General features: G+C 69.7%; 18 protein-coding genes. 8 read left to right on the top strand and 10 right to left on the bottom strand.

Features of this window, described 5'->3' with window-relative positions; genetic code table 11:
- Nucleotides 1–77: 77 nt before the first annotated feature.
- Entirely contained in the window at nucleotides 78–323 is a 246-nt protein-coding gene (locus ASD66_RS23080) for an RNA-binding S4 domain-containing protein (RefSeq protein ID WP_056686291.1), read from the bottom strand.
- Between the two features lie 85 nt (nucleotides 324–408).
- Entirely contained in the window at nucleotides 409–1668 is a 1260-nt protein-coding gene (locus ASD66_RS23075; RefSeq protein ID WP_056686286.1) for a DUF445 domain-containing protein, read from the bottom strand.
- Nucleotides 1669–1712: 44 nt separating this feature from the next.
- Here ASD66_RS23075 and ASD66_RS23070 point away from each other — a divergent pair, with 44 nt between their 5' ends.
- The 3 genes from ASD66_RS23070 to ASD66_RS23060 are packed head-to-tail and all read left to right on the top strand — an operon-like array spanning nucleotide 1713 to nucleotide 4484.
- Entirely contained in the window at nucleotides 1713–2111 is a 399-nt protein-coding gene (locus tag ASD66_RS23070; RefSeq protein WP_056686284.1) for an adenylyltransferase/cytidyltransferase family protein, read from the top strand.
- A gap of 42 nt (nucleotides 2112–2153) precedes the next feature.
- Nucleotides 2154–3626: an MXAN_6640 family putative metalloprotease gene (locus tag ASD66_RS23065; RefSeq protein ID WP_056892406.1), complete on the top strand. Its 1473-nt coding sequence runs from the start codon at nucleotides 2154–2156 to the stop codon at nucleotides 3624–3626.
- Nucleotides 3627–3671: 45 nt separating this feature from the next.
- On the top strand, nucleotides 3672–4484 hold the full coding sequence (locus ASD66_RS23060; RefSeq protein ID WP_162254307.1) for an adenylate/guanylate cyclase domain-containing protein: 813 nt from the start codon (nucleotides 3672–3674) through the stop codon (nucleotides 4482–4484).
- A gap of 193 nt (nucleotides 4485–4677) precedes the next feature.
- On the opposite strand, the gene ASD66_RS23055 is transcribed toward ASD66_RS23060, so the two are convergent.
- The 4 genes from ASD66_RS23055 to ASD66_RS23040 form a co-directional block, all read right to left on the bottom strand.
- Nucleotides 4678–5334: a hypothetical protein gene (locus ASD66_RS23055; RefSeq protein ID WP_056892404.1), complete on the bottom strand. Its 657-nt coding sequence runs from the start codon at nucleotides 5332–5334 to the stop codon at nucleotides 4678–4680.
- A gap of 103 nt (nucleotides 5335–5437) precedes the next feature.
- Nucleotides 5438–6154, bottom strand: coding sequence for a TetR/AcrR family transcriptional regulator (locus ASD66_RS23050; RefSeq protein ID WP_056686271.1), 717 nt, complete (start codon nucleotides 6152–6154; stop codon nucleotides 5438–5440).
- Nucleotides 6151–7839: an FAD-dependent oxidoreductase gene (locus tag ASD66_RS23045; RefSeq protein WP_056892403.1), complete on the bottom strand. Its 1689-nt coding sequence runs from the start codon at nucleotides 7837–7839 to the stop codon at nucleotides 6151–6153. The genes ASD66_RS23050 and ASD66_RS23045 overlap by 4 nt, the downstream gene beginning before the upstream one ends.
- 34 nt (nucleotides 7840–7873) lie before the next feature.
- Nucleotides 7874–8824 (bottom strand): AurF N-oxygenase family protein, encoded by a 951-nt coding sequence (locus ASD66_RS23040; RefSeq protein ID WP_082564040.1) that lies wholly within the window; start codon nucleotides 8822–8824, stop codon nucleotides 7874–7876.
- Nucleotides 8825–9018: 194 nt separating this feature from the next.
- On the opposite strand from ASD66_RS23040, the gene ASD66_RS23035 reads away from it, so the two are divergent.
- The gene (locus ASD66_RS23035; protein WP_056892402.1) at nucleotides 9019–9828 is read left to right on the top strand and encodes an SDR family NAD(P)-dependent oxidoreductase; all 810 of its coding nucleotides are present in this window, start codon (nucleotides 9019–9021) and stop codon (nucleotides 9826–9828) included.
- A gap of 35 nt (nucleotides 9829–9863) precedes the next feature.
- Here the strand turns inward: ASD66_RS23035 and ASD66_RS23030 are convergent, their stop codons facing one another.
- Entirely contained in the window at nucleotides 9864–10199 is a 336-nt protein-coding gene (locus tag ASD66_RS23030) for a TfoX/Sxy family protein (protein ID WP_056892401.1), read from the bottom strand.
- A 94-nt stretch (nucleotides 10200–10293) separates the two neighbouring features.
- Between ASD66_RS23030 and ASD66_RS25660 the strand changes: the two genes are divergently transcribed.
- A complete protein-coding gene (locus ASD66_RS25660) occupies nucleotides 10294–10989 on the top strand; it encodes an acyltransferase (RefSeq protein ID WP_056892488.1) in 696 nt (231 codons plus the stop codon).
- A 3-nt stretch (nucleotides 10990–10992) separates the two neighbouring features.
- Here ASD66_RS25660 and ASD66_RS23020 read toward each other — a convergent pair whose 3' ends face one another.
- Nucleotides 10993–11592 carry a response regulator transcription factor gene (locus tag ASD66_RS23020; protein WP_056892400.1) on the bottom strand — a complete coding sequence of 200 codons (600 nt, stop codon included), beginning with the start codon at nucleotides 11590–11592 and terminating at the stop codon, nucleotides 10993–10995.
- A gap of 133 nt (nucleotides 11593–11725) precedes the next feature.
- Here ASD66_RS23020 and ASD66_RS23015 point away from each other — a divergent pair, with 133 nt between their 5' ends.
- From ASD66_RS23015 to ASD66_RS23005, 3 genes are all read left to right on the top strand, one after another.
- A complete protein-coding gene (locus tag ASD66_RS23015; protein ID WP_056892399.1) occupies nucleotides 11726–13336 on the top strand; it encodes a histidine kinase in 1611 nt (536 codons plus the stop codon).
- Nucleotides 13333–14004, top strand: coding sequence for a response regulator (locus ASD66_RS23010; RefSeq protein ID WP_056892398.1), 672 nt, complete (start codon nucleotides 13333–13335; stop codon nucleotides 14002–14004). The genes ASD66_RS23015 and ASD66_RS23010 overlap by 4 nt, the downstream gene beginning before the upstream one ends.
- A gap of 110 nt (nucleotides 14005–14114) precedes the next feature.
- A complete protein-coding gene (locus ASD66_RS23005; protein WP_056686254.1) occupies nucleotides 14115–14492 on the top strand; it encodes a response regulator in 378 nt (125 codons plus the stop codon).
- 21 nt (nucleotides 14493–14513) lie between these two features.
- On the opposite strand, the gene cofC is transcribed toward ASD66_RS23005, so the two are convergent.
- Together cofC and npdG are read right to left on the bottom strand one after the other, a co-directional pair.
- The gene (gene cofC / locus ASD66_RS23000) at nucleotides 14514–15206 is read right to left on the bottom strand and encodes a 2-phospho-L-lactate guanylyltransferase (RefSeq protein WP_056892397.1); all 693 of its coding nucleotides are present in this window, start codon (nucleotides 15204–15206) and stop codon (nucleotides 14514–14516) included.
- 2 nt (nucleotides 15207–15208) lie between these two features.
- Nucleotides 15209–15871 carry an NADPH-dependent F420 reductase gene (gene npdG, locus ASD66_RS22995; protein WP_056892396.1) on the bottom strand — a complete coding sequence of 221 codons (663 nt, stop codon included), beginning with the start codon at nucleotides 15869–15871 and terminating at the stop codon, nucleotides 15209–15211.
- Between the last annotated feature and the right edge of the window lie 11 nt (nucleotides 15872–15882).

Below are 15882 nucleotides of genomic sequence, written 5' to 3'. Positions count from 1 at the left end.
AGCACGACGTCCTGAGAACCGGTCGCCCCGGCAACCCCGACGCAGGACCTCCCGTACGACGTCCTGCGAACCGGTCGCTACCAGGGCAGGCCGTCGTCGGCGTCCGGGTCGTGCACGGCCACGCGCGCACCGAGGGTGCCGAGGGTGACCACGTCGCCCACCACCAGCTGGCGGCCGCGGCGCAGGTCGACCTCGCCGTTGACGGTGACCAGCCCGTCGGCGATCACGGTCTTGGCCTCGGCGCCGTTCTCGACGAGGTTGGCCAGCTTGAGGAACTGCCCGAGCCGGATCGAGTCGTCGCGGATGCCTACGTCGGTCGTCATGCGCCCATTCTCCCCTCGCCCACCCGGTAGTCCCTAAAGAGGGCTCACCGCCCGGTCGTCAGGGCCGGTCCGAACGCCGGACCGGTCAGGGGATCAGGATCGTGGCGGCGTGGATGATCACGCCGACCAGGCCACCGACGATCGTGCCGTTGATGCGGATGAACTGGAGGTCGCGGCCGACGTGCAGCTCGATGCGGTCGGCGGCCTCCTTTCCGTCCCACTGCTCGATCGTGTGGGTGATCACCGTGGTCAGCTCGGCGCCGTAGCGAGAGATCCCGAACACGACGGCGTCTGCCAGCAGGTCGTCGAGTCGGCGCTGGAGGCCCTCGTCGGTCTCGAATCGCTGGGCGACGCGCACCAGCTCGCCCTCGAGCCGCGCCTTCAGTGGCCCGGTGGGGTCACGCAGCGCGGCCAGCAACGCATTGCGCAGAGCCTTCCACAGGGAGATGCCGGTGGCGGAGAACTGCGGGTGCTCGAGCAGTCTCAGCTTGAGGTTCTCCGCGCGCTTCTGCGTGTCCTCGTTGAAGAGCAGGTCCTGGCCGAGCTGGGCGAGCATCGAGTCGAGGGCCGCCCGGGCACGGTGCTGCGGGTCGTCACGGATGTCGGAGAGCCAGCGCACCGCCTCGGTGTGGATGCGCGTGGTGACCGCGTCGTTCAGCTTCGGCGGCGCCCACCAAGGGGCACGCTCACCGAGCACCTCGACGAAGGTGTCGTGGTTGTGCACCAGCCAGGCGTGCAGCTCCTCGAGGGCCAGGTCGACCACACCGTGGTGCAGGTCGTCGCGGACCGCCTCGACGAGGAACGTCCCGAGGATCGGCGCGATCGGTTCCTCGCGGAACCGGGGCACCAGCACGGCGTCGACCAGCTCGACGATGTGCTGGTCCTTGACCCGACCGAGTCCGATGACGGAGATGTCGGTGACCTCTGAGACCACCCGGGAGGCGTTGACGGGGTTCGCCGCCCAGTGGCCGATGCGCCGTGTCACCTGGGCGGAGTTGACCCGCTCGCGCACGATGCCCTCCTGCAGGAAGTTCTCCCCCACGAACTCCTCGAGGCCCCTGCCCAGGTCGTCCTTGCGCTTCGGGATCAGCGCGGTGTGCGGGATGGGTAGGCCCAGCGGGTGGCGGAACAGGGCAGTCACGGCGAACCAGTCCGCCATCGCACCGACCATGCTGGCCTCCGCCCCGGCGTTGACGAAGCCGAGCCATCCGTCCTGGCCACGCGTGGCGACGTACACGACGGCGGCGAAGACGAGCAGGCCGAGAGCCACGGCGCGCATGCGGCGCAGGCCCCTTCGTCGTTGCTCGTCCGCCTCGGGCGCGGGGGTGATCAGTGGAATGCTCATCGCGGGTCGATTGTGTCAGGTGGGGCCCCGGTAGCATTCCCGCCATGCCTCGCACCGTCATCACCTTCGGCACCTTTGACGTGTTCCACGTCGGCCACCTCCGCGTCATCGAACGCGCCGCCGAGTTGGGTGACCGCCTCGTCGTCGGGGTTTCTGCCGATGCGCTCAACGAGCGCAAGAAGGGCCGCTCCCCCGTGTTCAGCCAGGGCGAGCGCCTGGCCATCGTCGCCGCACTCAAGCCGGTCGACGAGGTGTTCGTCGAGGAGAGCCTCGAGCTCAAGCGCGACTACATCCAGCGGTTCGGTGCCGACGTACTCGTCATGGGCGACGACTGGAAGGGCCGCTTCGACGAGTTCTCCGACATCTGCGAGGTGGTCTACCTGCCCCGCACGCCCGCCATCTCCACCACGGCCCTGATCGAGAAGATCTCAGGGACCGCCTGACTTCTGGGGCCCTGCGGACGACACTGGGGTAACTTTGCGGCCATGCCTTCCACCCCCAGGTCCCTGTTCCGTGCTGCCCTGGCAGCGACGTCGGTGGCCCTTGCCGTCGGTCTGTTGGCCCCGTCGTACGCCGCGTCGCCCGCCGCGACCGACCCCGGTCGTGGCAGCGCGAACGACCATGCCTCCGACCACGCGCAGGCCGCTCTGGACCACGCGCAGGAGATTGCCGCCGGCCACACCGAGGGTGATGCCACCCTCGCGCTGACGCAGCTCCAGCAGACGAAGGACGACCTGCCCGCCGGGGAGCAACGCGAGGCCGAACGCCTGCTGGCCCGGCCCGGTGATCCCGGATCCCCCGACGTCGACGACGAGTACGTCCCGAACTTCCCCGCGAACCACAGGATCGCCTGCTCGACCACCGTGTGTGTGCACTGGACGCAGAGCGGCACCCACCAGGCCAGTGCGTCGTTCTCCGTCCTGGTGCAGCGCACGATGAAGTTCGTGTGGGACCGCGAGATCGCCGGCTTGGGCTACAAGACCCCGCTCGGTGACGGCACTCGCGGCGCCCTGAACGGTCAGGGCACCGACGGACAGCTCGACGTCTACCTCGGCAACACGGGCGCGAAGAGCGTCTTCGGCTATGCCGTGCCCGAGCAGGACAGCCGCCAGAGCCACGCCTACATGGTGCTCGACAACAACTTCGCCGAGTTCGGTGGCAATCCGACAGTCCAGTTGCGGGCCACCGCCGCCCACGAGTTCTTCCACGTCGTCCAGTTCGGCTACGACTCCTATGAGCAGGGCTGGCTGATGGAGGACACCGCCACGTGGATGGAGGAACAGGTCTATGACGAGGCGAACGACAACCGCAATTACCTGCCGCGCAGCTCCCTGCGCCACCCCACGGTCTCGCTCGACCACCAGAGTGTCTGGTACGGCAACTGGGTCTTCTTCCAGCATCTCTCCGAGGCGTACGGCGAAGGTGTCGTGAAGGACATCTGGGGGCGGGCCGTCAGCAGGAGCGCGAAGGATGCACTGCGCAGTGCACTGAGCGCGCGTGGCACGAGCCTGGCCGACCGGTTCTCCAAGTTCTCCGTCGACAGCAACATCCCCGCACGCGTGTACGAGGAGGGGTCGACGTTCCCACGCGCGATCGTGGGCGGCACGTGGGCACTGTCCACCAGTCGCCGTGACCTGAGCCTGTCGACCCGGATCAACCACCTGGCCTCCAACAACGTGGTCGTCCGTCCGGCTTCGTCGCTGACTGGCCGGTGGAGGGTTCGGATCCGGGTCAACGGCCCCTACTACCTGACCCGCGCCTACGCCCTGTTGCACCGTCGGGACGGAAGACTCGGTCGCTACCCGATCCGCATCAACAGTGCCGGTGACGGCAGCGCGACGCTGGTCTTCTCCCGCGCCAGCGTCAACCGGATCACGCTGAACCTGGCCAACACCCACCCCAGCTACACCAAGAACAACCTGCCCTTCAAGGTGAGGTTCACCGCGTTCCGGGGGTGACCTGAACACGTCGTCCGCGGCAGTGGCGCAGATAGGGTGACGGGCGTGACCCCGACAACCGCATGCCTCATTGCGGCCCTCGTGGCGCTGATCGTCTCCTTGGTCGCGCTTGGCCGGGTCCTGTCGCACAACAGGCAGTTGCGCGAGGAGCGCGACGAGCTGCTGCGTCGACTCGAGAGGCCCGCGCCGAGCCTGCCGCGACAGGCCGCCACGTTCGCGTTCCGCACGGCGGTCGGCACGGCTGTGCGCGTCCGCGAACAAGGTGTCGGCGGCTTCCTGACCTCCTCGATCGAGGAATGGACCGGCATCGCGCTGGCCGACCGCACCGAGATCGAGAAGGTCGCCGCACCCGACGGCACGGTGACGATCTTCTTCTCCGACATCGTCGACTCCACCGCACTCAACGAGCAGCTCGGCGACCAGCGCTGGATGGCGCTGCTCGAGGCCCACGACAAGGTCATCCGCAAGCGGGTCACCGCGCACGGCGGCCACGTCGTGAAGTCCCAGGGCGACGGTTTCATGGTGGCCTTCGGCGATCCGGGCGAGGCGTTGCGTGCCGCGATCTCCATGCAGGCCGGGCTGGCCGAGGCCCGCGGTCGCGTGCTGCGGCGTACGCCGGTGGAGGTGCGCATGGGACTGCACACGGGCCGCGCGATCGAGAAGGACGGCGACTACTTCGGCCGCAACGTCGCCATGGCCGCCCGCGTGGCCTCGCACGCCGTCGGCGGCGAGATCCTGGTCAGCGACGCCGTGCACGAGGGCCTGGTCGCGGACTTCGACTTCGGTGAGCCGCGGCGGGTCGAGCTGAAGGGGTTCCCCGGCGAGCACGACCTGTGGCCGGTGGGCCTGCTGGACTAGACCGGGGGCCGGACCAACCAGAACCGCACGGTCGGTGCGATCGCCGTACGCGCCAGGGGTCGGGCCGTCCAACATGCAGTTCGCGGTACGGCGGACGTCGCTGAGCGTGCGACGTACGTCGGCAGGGCCGAACTGCATGTCGCACGGTCCGCTCGACGGAAGGGCGGGTCCACGGCCGGAGGCGCCTGACCCGTCAGACGGTCGAGGCCTGGTTCCGGAAGCGGAGCTCGAGCTGCGGCGCCGCGTCACCGAGGCGTCCGCGCTTCCACATCGCGTGGATGACGAGCGCTGCGCCGACCGCACCCAGCATGCCCAGGGACAGGTCGCCGAGGGTGTCGGTGTAGGCGCCGTGGCGTTCCCAGGACTTGCTGAGGAACGCGGCGTACTCGGCCAGCTCCCACACGACCGACCCCGTGACCCCGATCGCGAGTGCGCGTTCGATGGTCGCGAGCAGCGTGGAGCTGCGATGCATGGTGAGCAGGATGACGGCTCCGGTGATCACGCCGGTGTTGAAGAAGTGCATGAAGTCGTCGAACCACACGACCTGGTCGTAGAGGTCCATCCGGTTGCCGAAGATGTCGGAGAAGCAGGACAGCGTGATCATCAGGTCGGCCAGCCAGGGGAACGACGCGCGCTCCTTCCAGAAGACCGACCAGATCACCGGAACGGTGAAAGCCAGCATCGGGTAGGCGACGGCCCGGGCACCGGCCCCCTTGTCGCGCATGTTGCCGAGGTTGGGGTCGACGAACGCGATCACCAGGAGCAGCAGCAGTGCGCCCTTGGCCGCCACGTCGAGTCCGCGGACCAGCGCCGGTGTGGCGTGCCGGGTTTCCAGGTGCGTGTCAGTCATCAGAGGACGAGCCTATGTGGAGCCTCCACCTCCCGCGGCATCACCGGAGATTCCACCGGGCATGGTGTCTCGCCGGTCACATCGGCCGCCACACGCAGGCCCGTCAGCGGGCAGCGGTCCAGCTGGCCTCGATGAGGTCCTCAAGGGGCAGGTGCGGGTCGAGAGTGACACCGCGGGCGCGGGTGTGGCCGTCGATCGCATACCAGATCGTGTCGGTGAGCAGCCGCGACAACACCTCGGCCGTGGGCTGTCGCTCGGGCCTGGCCAACCAGAGCTGGACGGCGCTGATGGCCAGGCTGACCAGACCGAGCGCCAGCGGGTCGAGGGCGGCGCGGTCGTCGTCGTCCAGCTCGACCACGAGCACGTCCGCGGCCAGCGAGATCAGCCCCGACAGCTCGGCGGCGATCTGTTGTACGGCGGTCTGCAGCGGGCTCGTCGTCGCCACACCGGCGAAGTCCTGGGCAGCGACCCGGTGCAGGTTCGGGTGCTCGGCCGCCCAGTCGACGTACGTCGAGACGATCCGCAGGATGATCTCGTCGACGCTCCCGCTCAGCACCACCTGCGGAGTCAGTCGGCCCCGCAGCGAGTCGAGGATGTGTGTCTGGACAGCTTGGTCGAGGTCGGCCCGGTCGGCGAAGTGGCGGTAGATCACCGGGCGGCTCAGGCCCGCGCGCGCCGCGATCTGGGAGACGTGTATCTCGGCGCCGTGCGGAGAGTCCTCGATGACGGCCAGCGCAGCGTCGAGGATCTGGCCGCGTCGCTCGAGCTTGTGCTCGAGCCAGCGCGACTGGCGACCGTCGGTGGACCCTGCGTCACTCACGTGGGTGTTCGACTCCTGGAGGTCTGGCGTTTCGTGGACTGGCGGATCGGGAGACCTCGATGCTCCCGACCGGTCTGCGTCATCGGCGGCCGAGCGACCGCCACGAGGTCGGGAAGGTCCACGATCTTAACGCGTGGGCGCGCTCGCTCCGCGCCGCGACCGCGCTCCGTGTCGTCGATGCGACGCCATCCGGACCGGTCGACGACCTTGCCCTCCAGGGACATCAGGAGTCGTTCGACGGGCACAGTCGGTTCGGTCAGGTGCCCGTGCTCGAGATCGTCCAGCAACCCGGTGACGGTCTCCTCCGCGCAGGCCTTGTTGGTGCCGATGTAGCCGGTGGGACCACGCTTGATCCAGCCGGCGACGTACACCCCGGGGCGCACCCTGCCACCGTCGTTGGGGACGGTTCCGGTCGCGTCGTCGAAGGGCAGTCCGTCGACCGGTCGCCCCCGGTAGCCGACGGAGCGGAGCACCATGGCGCACGGGATCACCTCGGTCTCCCCCATCGGCACGGCACGCGGAACCCCGTCGGCGTCCGGACGAAGGTCGGTGCGCACCACCTCGATCGCCTGGACGCTGCCGTCGCCGACGACGGCGACCGGTGCGGTCCGGAAGCGGAGCACGATGCGCCGACGCCCCGGGGTGGGCCGACGCCGTGAGAGCTCCGCGATCAGGGCGGTCTTGGGCGAGTCCACGACGATCTCCTCGCCGCCGTTGTCGACCAGCACGTCGACGTCGTCGCGCCCGGCCAGGCCGATCAGCTCGGGCATCGTGAACGCAGCCTCGGCGGGGCCCCGTCGTCCGAGCACCAGCACCTCCTGGACGGCACTGCCGCGCAGGGTCGCCAGGGGCAGGTCGGCGATGTCGGTGCCCGCCAGGGTCTCGGGATCAGCGGTGAGGATGCGGGCGACGTCGAGCGCCACGTTGCCGTTCCCGACCACCACGATGCGCCGCTCGCCGAGATCGACGTACGTCTCGCCGTGGTCGGGATGCCCGTTGTACCAACCGACCACGTCCGTCGCGGAGACGCTGCCGGCCAGGTCCTCGCCGGGGACGCCGAGTGCGCGGTCGGCGGAGGCGCCCACGGCGTACACGACACCGTGGTAGCTCCGGGCCAGGTCGTCATGGCTGAGGTCGCGACCGATCTCGACGTTGAGGACGTAGCGGAACCCGGGCTGCTCCTCGATCGCCCGGAACAGCTTCGTCACGAGCTTGGTGTCCTGGTGGTCGGGTGCGACCCCCGCGCGCACCAGGCCGTACGGCGTGGGCAGCCGGTCGAACACGTCGACCTTCACCCCCGGGTTCTTCAGCAGCTCGTCCGCGGCGTACATCGCTGCCGGGCCGGCCCCGACCACCGCGATGCGCACGTCATCGGCCTGCACGACCCGGCGGGTGGGCACCAGCGCCAATGGCGTGCGGTCCGCGTGCGGTTCGTCCATGAAGTACGACGAGTTCAGTGCGATGAACGGCAGCTGGCGCTCGGTCAGCTTCGTGTGCGGAACGATCGCGCCGACCGGGCACGCCGTCACACAGGCGCCGCAGTCCACGCACGACTCCGGGTCGACGTACACCATCTCGGCCTCGGCGAAGCCGGGCTCACCGGGGGCCGGGTGGATGCAGTTGACCGGGCAGGCCACGACGCACGAGGCGTCGCTGCAGCAGGACTGGGTGACGACGTGGGGCATGGCGGAACTCCGTTCGGTCGCGGGACGGGCGGACTCAGGCGGCGGGTTCGCTGCGGAACCGGGCCGGTCGACCGTCGATGCGCATCAGCTTCCAGATGCGCCGGGACACCGGGTTCATCAGGTCGGCCTCCTCGGCGAGCATCCGCACGTCGGCGAAGAGGTCCTTGAGCAGCTTGCGGGACTCGGCGTCGCGCCAGTAGATGTCCTTGATGACCTCGCGCGGGATGCCGACCGCGTCGGTCACCTCCTTGCTCGGGACCATGATCACGTCGCACAGGGTGCGCATGATCAACGGGTACATCACCGACAGGAAGGCGCGCCGCGGCCGGCTCAGTCTCGCGGTGCGGTGGGTGATGAACTGGTGCGCGAAGCCGATGTGGCGGGCCTCCTCGGCCACGTGGATCTGCATGATCCGCTGCAGCAGCGGGTGCATGTCGTTGCCGGCGCGCAGCACCGACTTCTGCAGGTGGTCGATCGGCTCCTCACCCGCGAGGATGCCGGCGAAGAAGATCTCCGGCAGCACCGGAGCAGCCAGGGGAAGCAGCGGCGCCACCGCGCGGAACCACTTCGGGCCCCCGGGAACGTCGAGGCCGGTGCGGTTCACGAACTCCTGGAACATCTGGGTGTGGTGGCACTCCTCGGTCGCCTCGTGCGTCGAGTAGCGGAACTCGGGGTTGCCGTTCTTCAGGAAGAAGACGTGCCACATGATGCCGCCGATGAGGACCTGCTCGAACTGGAGCCCGACCTTGGTGATGTTGGCCTGACGCCAGAGGCCGATCTCGATCTGGCGCTCCCTGGGCAGCGACTTGTACCACTCATGGCGGCCGAGCGGGTCGACCTCGGGAAGGATCCACCGCGGGTCGTCGTGATGGATCGCGTAGTCGGGGTTGTCCCAGTCGATGTCGACGAAGGCATCGAAGTGCCGGTTCACCGACGCCTCCGAAAGGGTCGCCAAGGTCTCTTCGTAGCTCTGGGTCACAGCCATCTCGCACCTCATCCTGGAACGGCATTGCGGTCAACCACGACTTTAATGTGACGTGGAGTCACATGTAAATAGGTATCTGTGACGCGATGTCTCAGATACCTGCCGACCTGTCGCCAGTTCTGATCGACCCGTCGCCAGTTCTGATCGACCCGTCGCCAGTTCTCGGCCTCGATCCGAGCCACTACGGTTCCCCTATGACCCTTCCTGCACCCGCGTCCGACCGGACCGCAGTCGTCACCGGAGCCTCGTCCGGAATCGGCGAACAGATCGCCCGACAGCTCTCCGCCCGGGGCCACCACGTCACCCTCGTCGCGCGTTCGACGAGCCGGCTGGAGGCGCTCGCCGAGGAGCTGCGGTCCGCCGGCGGCGAGGCATCGGTGCTGACTCTCGACCTGGCGGACCGGGACGGCCGCGCCGGCCTGGCCGGACGGATCGACGCGGAGGGGCTCGTTCCCGAGATCCTGGTCAACAACGCCGGGCTCTCCACCCTCGGTCCAGTCAGCGCCTCCGACCCCGAGGCCGAGCTGAACCTGGTCGAGGTCGACGTGGCCAGCGTGGTCGACCTGTGCAGCCGCTTCCTCCCCGGCATGGTCGCCCGCGGCCGCGGCGCCGTACTCAACGTGGCCTCGACCGCGGCCTTCCAGCCGCTCCCCGGACAGGCGGCGTACGGCGCCAGCAAGTCGTTCGTGCTGTCCTACACCCAGAGCCTGGCCGGTGAGCTGCGCGGCAGCGGCGTGACCGCGACCGCACTGTGCCCGGGCCCGGTGCACACCGGCTTCGGCGAGCGCGCCGGCTTCGCCCGCGAGGACGCCGAGGCGGCACTCCCCGCGGTGATGTGGGTCGACGCCGAAGAGGTCGCCCGGATCGCGGTGGAGGCCATGGACCGTGGCCGCCTGGTCGCGATCCCCGGCAAGGTCAACCGTGTGGCGTCGGTGTTCGCACAGATGGCACCGCGCTCCCTGCTGCTCCCCGTGCTGGCCAGGAACCACCCCGGCCTGCGCTGAGCCATGATGCCGAGATGCGCCTGCGCGTCGGGCCGTCAGCCCTTCGGAGGGAGAGTGCGGGCGTAGCCGACGCCGTGCTCGAGCCAGCGATCGAGGGCGTCTGCGGAGTCGAGGACCGAGGGGTCGACGGTGATCCACCCGTTCATGGGGCGGCCCTTCATCTCCATGCGTTCCGCCCCCTGCTCCGTCACGAGTGCATCGGTCTCGGAGGGGTCGACCCGCAGCATCAGCGCGCCCTTGCTGGTCGCGGCGGCGGCCATGTTGCCGTGGACCAGGAACGCCAGGCCGCCGAACATGCGCTTCTCCGTCAGCCCGACCTCGCCCTCGAGTGCCTGCCTGATGCGCTCGGCCATCTCCTCGTCGTAGGCCATGGCCTTCCCTCCGTCGGCGTCACGCCGAAGATAGCGCTGGGCACGGACAGATGACCAGAGCCGCAGGGCAGCCGCTAGCCTGCGGTGCGTGTCGATGTTGAGGAACGTGCTGAGTCCCGCCCTCCACGCGCTGCACCGCGCCGTCGAGTGGGTCGGCGAGATCACGCCGGGCACACGGGCCGCGTCCCGGTTCGCACACTTCGGGGAGAAGAGCCTGATCGCCTTCCCGCACGCGACGATCCTCGGCGAGCGGGGCATCCATGTCGGCAGCGAGGTCCTGATCGGCCGGCACTGCACGCTCGCCCTCGGCTACGGTCCCGGCGACCATCCACTTCCCGAACGCGGCCTGGTGATCGGCGACCGTTGCGTCATCGGCGCGAGCAGCACCCTCACCGCCCACGAGAGCATCGTGCTGGGTGACGACGTGTGGTTCGGCCAGTCGGTCTTCGTCTCCGACGCCAGCCACGGCTACCAGGACCCCGAGGTGCCGATCGGACACCAGCTCGGCCAGCACCAGCCGGTCTCGATCGGCTCCGGCTCCTGGATCGGCCACGGCGCCGTGATCCTGCCGGGCACGACGATCGGCCGCAACGTCGTCGTCGGCGCGGGCTCCGTGGTGCGTGGCGACGTTCCCGATCACTGCGTCGTGGCCGGTGTGCCCGCCCGCGTCGTACGCCGTCTCGAGCCGGGTGTCGGGTGGGTCGGGAGCCGGCCGGACGACGTGCGCCCGATCTGGTCGACCAAGGAGATCGCCCGGTTGCTGGGCGGCGGTTCGGACACCGGCAGCTGACGCTCAGTGCGTCGTGAGGCGGCCGATGACCCGAGCCACCTCCTCACGCACCAAGGTCAGGGGCTCGTCTCGCTGCACGGCGATCTCCTGGTCCGTGTGTCCCTCGAGCACGAGCACGAGGCTCTCGTTCTCTCGTGGAGTGAGCGGCGGGTCGAGGCGTTCCGCACGAGCACGCAGGCGATCGGCGACGCGCTCCGTGTCGGCGTGATCGTGCAGCGACCTCCCTGCGCCGACCCGGCGCACCGCGTCGATGATGTCGCCGCTGCCGGCCAGCTTGACGAGTGCCCCGGCCGCGCCCGCGAGGACTGAGAGCGTCAGCGCCTCCTCATCACCGGCCGACGTCAGCAGCATTGCCTTGATCGACGGATCGTGGGCGCGGACGTCGCGACACACCTGGACGCCGGTGCCGTCAGGCAGTTGTACGTCGAGCAGCACCACGTCCGGCCGCAGCTCGAGGATCCTGAGGGTTGCCTGCTCGGCCGACCCCGAGTCGCCGACGACGGTGATGTCACGCTTTGTCAGTAGGTCGCGGAGGCCGCGACGCACGATGTCGTGATCGTCCACGACGAAGACCCGTAGGTCCCGGGGCACGTACCCGCTCATGTCTACGGTTCTACACCGCTTGTGCGTCCCGGCGCATCCGCCACGACACACGTCTGTCGGCATGCGGCTCCCGCAAGACATTCCAGTCCCCTCTGCGCGGCTCTAGAGTGGGGTCATCCCCCGTGGAGGCGCGATGGACCCGTTGGCAGCGACGCAGACCAAAGGCGCGGGCGACCGCGGCCCGAGAAGCGCCGAGGCACCGGGGGCTGCGGTCCTGGCCGCCCTCGTCCGCGCCTCGGCGCTCGGGATCGGCCTCCTCGATGCCGACCGGCGATGGCTGTACGTCAACCCGGCGGGTTGCCGGATCCTCGGCGCCGGTGCCGGTGAGCTGACCGGGCACCGCTCCCCCTTCGTTCCCGTGGACCAGACCGATCGCGCCGCGACGGCGAACGGGACCGCGAGCAGGTTCGTCGACGGCGTCGGCGACGGCGAGCTGACCTTGGAGTACGTCGAGAACGGGTTCATCGACGGCCGCGGCCTGCGGATCGCGGTGATGTTCCGGGATGTCTCCGAGGCACGGCGACAGGAACGGAGGTTGGCCGCGTTCGCCCGGACCGCCTCCAGCCTGGCGTACGCCGAGTCCCTGCAGCAGGTGCTGGACCGGATCGCGGGTGAGGTGCTCCCACCGACGGGCTCGGTGGCCTGCGCGATCGTGCTGATCGATCCACGGACGCGTGCCTTCCGCACTGCCGGGACGGCCGGGCACCGCGCCGACTATCTGGCCAACATCGAGAAGTGCCGCCGGTTGGGTGCCCCTCTGGGAACCCTCGAGGCGTTCGAGGAGCGTCGCCCCGCGGTTCGGCGTGACCTGCAGCTGCTGCTCCACGACCCCCGCTACGCGCCGATGCACGAGACGATCGCGGAGGCTGAATGGGGCTCGGTCGTGGTGGTTCCACTGGTCGCCCGCAACGAGGAGGTCGGAGTGCTCAGTGCTTTCTACCCCACTGCGCATGAGCCCACCGACGCCGACACGAGCTTCCTGGCCGCGATGGCCGACAAGGTCGCGATCGCAGTCGACAACGTGCAGCTGCTCGGCGACGTCGAAGGCAAGGCCGCACTGGAGGAGCGACACCGGCTGGCTCGCGAGCTGCACGACTCGGTGTCGCAGGCACTGTTCTCGATGAGCCTGACCGCCCGCGCCGTCCAGCTGGCGGCGCAGGAGTCCGGCGCCGACCCGGACGGACCCGTGTCGCGAGGCGTGGGGCAACTCCTCGAGCTCACCCAGGGCGCGCTGGCCGAGATGCGCGCGCTGATCTTCCAGCTCCGCCCGGAGGCGTTGCACGAGGAAGGGCTGACCGCTGCGGTGCGCAAGCATGCTGCTGCGGTCGCGGCCCGGGAGGGACTCGACGTGCGCGTGCACGCCGAGGAGGACCGACTGCCCCTGGAGGAGGTGGCGGAGGAGGAGCTCCTGCGGGTCGTCCAGGAGGCGGTCCACAACTGCGTCAAGCACGCCCACCCCCACCACGTCGACATTCGGCTGGCCAAGGTCCCCGACGACCCGGGCAGCCTGATGGTGGAGATCGACGACGACGGCGACGGGTTCGTGCCCGATGCCCCGCATCCGGGGCACCTCGGCCTCGACACCATGCGGGAACGGGCCGAGCGCCTCGGCGGCCGCCTCGAGGTCGAGAGCTCGACCGCCGGGTCCCGGGTCCGGGCGGTGCTGCCGGGCGTCCTGCACCCGGTCCGTCCGCCTGACGCGACGGACGGCACGGACGAGGCCTCCACACGGATGCGGCCATGACCGGCCGGTCCGACCGGCCGGCCATCAGGGTGTTCCTGGTCGACGACCACAGCGTCGTACGCCGCGGCATGCGCGCCTTCCTGGACATGCTCCCCGACATGGAGGTGATCGGCGAGGCCGCGGACGGACAGGCGGCGCTCGACGAGCTGGCAGCCCTCGACAAGGCCGAGAAGCTGCCCGATGTCGTGCTCATGGACCTGCTCATGCCCCGGCTCGACGGAGTCGCCGCCACGTCGGCCATCACGCAGCGACACCCCGCCGTACAGGTCGTGGCGCTCACCAGCTTCAGCGAGACCGAGCGCGTCCACGCAGCCCTGGAGGCCGGCGCCGCCGGCTACCTGCTCAAGGACGCCGAGCCGGACGAGCTGGCTGCCGCGATCCGGGCTGCCCGGGACGGCGAGGTGCACCTCGACCCTTTGGTGGCCCGCAAGCTCACCCAGCTCCTGGTCGCCCCCGGTCCCACCTCGAGCGCCCTCACCGCAAGGGAACGAGACGTCCTCGTGCTGGTTGCCCGCGGCAGCTCCAACCGGGAGATCGCGGACGCCCTGGTGATCAGTGAACGCACGGCGCGCACCCACGTCAGCAACGTGCTCGTCAAGCTCGGTCTTGCCTCGCGCACGCAGGCCGCCCTGTGGGCGATCAGGGAGGGGCTTGTCCCTGCGCCCTGACGATCGCCCAGGACAATTGTCGCGCGCGAACCGCGTCGAATGCCTCTCGCCCATCGGGTGCGCCCCAGCTTGACTTGGACCAGGAACCCGCACCTGGAAGGGAGCCCGAGGTGGTCCGACGTCGAGGCGAGCCCATCCGCGTGCTGATCGCCGACGACGACCACCGTGTCCGCACCGCGCTGTCGGCACTCCTCGGCGGTGCGGCTGGTTTCGACATCGTCGACGCGTCCGCGACTACCGAAGCCGCACTGGCCGCGGCCAGGCAGCACCGACCGTCGGTCGCGCTCATCGACATCCTTCTCCCGGAGTTGAGCGACGGTCTCGGACTCCTCCGCGCGATCACCGACGATCTCCACATCCCAACCGTCGCCATGAGCATCGACGGTGGGCTGAGAGGCGGCGCGCTCGCCGCCGGCGCCACCCAGTTCTTCGACAAGGACGGCACGCCAGACCTGCTCCTCGCCGCACTGCGCGCCGTCGCTTCGTAGCCTGCCCGGGCCGGCGTCCGACTACGCGAGAGTGCCCTGGACGGACCCGTCTCCACGGGAAGGGCGCACCCGACCCGGGTTCCTCTCGGTTCGCGCTGGCAACACCGACCGAGTGCGGGCGTTGAGCGACGCATCGACGGTGAGATCGCCGGCATGGTCGACGTCGCGACGCAGGCCGGACCAGGCCGGGAGACCGATCTCCACGGCTCCTCCAGCTCGATGAGCCAGCAGCGACCCTTCGCCGTACGACGGCAGCAGTTCGTGGCCCGCCCTGGCGGTCAGGAGCGTGGTGCCCCGACCGGTTCGATCGCCCACACACGCGACGGGAACGGCTCCGGCGCGGTCCAGGGCGTTGTCCAGCTCGGAGGACCGGAGGTAGGGCAGGTCTCCCGGCAGGACGGCCAGGTCGCGGCCCGGATCTGCGGAACGCAGCTGATCGGCGCCGAACCGGATGGCCTCGTTGAGGCCCGGTCCTTCGGCGACCCTCACCCTCACTCCGGGCAGGTCGAACGACTCGACGTCGTCGGCGGTGTCGCAGACCACCAGGACACCGGCGACTGCGGTGGCGTTCACCACCGCGCAGAGGGTGTCGCGGGCCATCACGATGGCGAGCTGGCGTCGCTGCCCCGGTTCGCCACCGAGTCGCGACTTGCCGTGACGGGTGTCCTTCATCGGGACGATCACCCACCACTTCACGGGCTTGTGCGGGGCCATGGTCAGTGACCGAGACCGACGACGGCCAGGCCGGAGCGGACCTTGTAGCGCTTGTTGATCGAGATGAGGACAGCGGTGAGCGGTTCGAGCTGGCGGGCAAGGCGCAGTGCACCGGCGTCGATTCCGGCCTTGCCGGTGACGGTGCTGGCAAGCTCGATGACCGCGGCCTTGGACTCGGCGTCGTCGCCGCAGACCAGGACGTCCTCGTGGTCGAGCAGGTCGGCCTCGCTGATCAGGGAGACCGCGGAGAGGTGGTGGAACGCACCGACCACACGAGCATCCGGCAGGAGCCCTTGGGCGGTCTCGGCCGCGGACGTCGGCCCGAGGTCGAGGCCGAAGGGACCACGCTTGTCGAAGCCGAGCGGGTTGACGCAGCTGATCACGACCTTGCCTGCCAGCTGCGGGGCCAGCGACGCCACGAGATCGTCGTGGCCGTCGAACGGGATGGCGAGCAGCACCAGGTCGGCTGCTTCCGCGGCCTTCTCGTTCGCGGCGCCGTTGACCGACCCATTGCCGGAGATCCGTCCGGCCAGATCGGTGGCCGCCTCGACCGCGCGTTCCTCCGAGCGGGAACCGAGGATGACGTCGTGGCCGCCCTTGGCGAACCGGTAGCCGAGTCCCTTGCCCTGGGGACCGGTGCCTCCGATGATCGCGATGGTGCTCATGTGGTTTCTCC

Origin of the sequence: Nocardioides sp. Root151, assembly GCF_001427925.1 — a bacterium.
GTDB lineage: Bacteria > Actinomycetota > Actinomycetes > Propionibacteriales > Nocardioidaceae > Nocardioides.
The sequence above is the reverse complement of the archived record's forward strand: the minus strand, read 5'-3'. Positions and strand labels throughout refer to the sequence as shown.

Excerpts from the sequence above, each read along its gene's own strand:
- ASD66_RS23040 (WP_082564040.1), bottom strand. The coding sequence starts at position 8,824 with ATGGCTGTGACCCAGAGCTACGAAGAGACCTTGGCGACCCTTTCGGAG.
- ASD66_RS23055 (WP_056892404.1), bottom strand. The coding sequence starts at position 5,334 with ATGACTGACACGCACCTGGAAACCCGGCACGCCACACCGGCGCTGGTC.
- ASD66_RS25660 (WP_056892488.1), top strand. The coding sequence starts at position 10,294 with ATGTTGAGGAACGTGCTGAGTCCCGCCCTCCACGCGCTGCACCGCGCC.
- ASD66_RS23045 (WP_056892403.1), bottom strand. The coding sequence starts at position 7,839 with ATGCCCCACGTCGTCACCCAGTCCTGCTGCAGCGACGCCTCGTGCGTC.
- ASD66_RS23030 (WP_056892401.1), bottom strand. The coding sequence starts at position 10,199 with ATGGCCTACGACGAGGAGATGGCCGAGCGCATCAGGCAGGCACTCGAG.
- npdG (WP_056892396.1), bottom strand. The coding sequence starts at position 15,871 with ATGAGCACCATCGCGATCATCGGAGGCACCGGTCCCCAGGGCAAGGGA.
- ASD66_RS23070 (WP_056686284.1), top strand. The coding sequence starts at position 1,713 with ATGCCTCGCACCGTCATCACCTTCGGCACCTTTGACGTGTTCCACGTC.
- ASD66_RS23080 (WP_056686291.1), bottom strand. The coding sequence starts at position 323 with ATGACGACCGACGTAGGCATCCGCGACGACTCGATCCGGCTCGGGCAG.
- ASD66_RS23020 (WP_056892400.1), bottom strand. The coding sequence starts at position 11,592 with ATGAGCGGGTACGTGCCCCGGGACCTACGGGTCTTCGTCGTGGACGAT.
- ASD66_RS23015 (WP_056892399.1), top strand. The coding sequence starts at position 11,726 with ATGGACCCGTTGGCAGCGACGCAGACCAAAGGCGCGGGCGACCGCGGC.
- cofC (WP_056892397.1), bottom strand. The coding sequence starts at position 15,206 with ATGGCCCCGCACAAGCCCGTGAAGTGGTGGGTGATCGTCCCGATGAAG.
- ASD66_RS23035 (WP_056892402.1), top strand. The coding sequence starts at position 9,019 with ATGACCCTTCCTGCACCCGCGTCCGACCGGACCGCAGTCGTCACCGGA.
- ASD66_RS23075 (WP_056686286.1), bottom strand. The coding sequence starts at position 1,668 with ATGAGCATTCCACTGATCACCCCCGCGCCCGAGGCGGACGAGCAACGA.
- ASD66_RS23065 (WP_056892406.1), top strand. The coding sequence starts at position 2,154 with ATGCCTTCCACCCCCAGGTCCCTGTTCCGTGCTGCCCTGGCAGCGACG.
- ASD66_RS23010 (WP_056892398.1), top strand. The coding sequence starts at position 13,333 with ATGACCGGCCGGTCCGACCGGCCGGCCATCAGGGTGTTCCTGGTCGAC.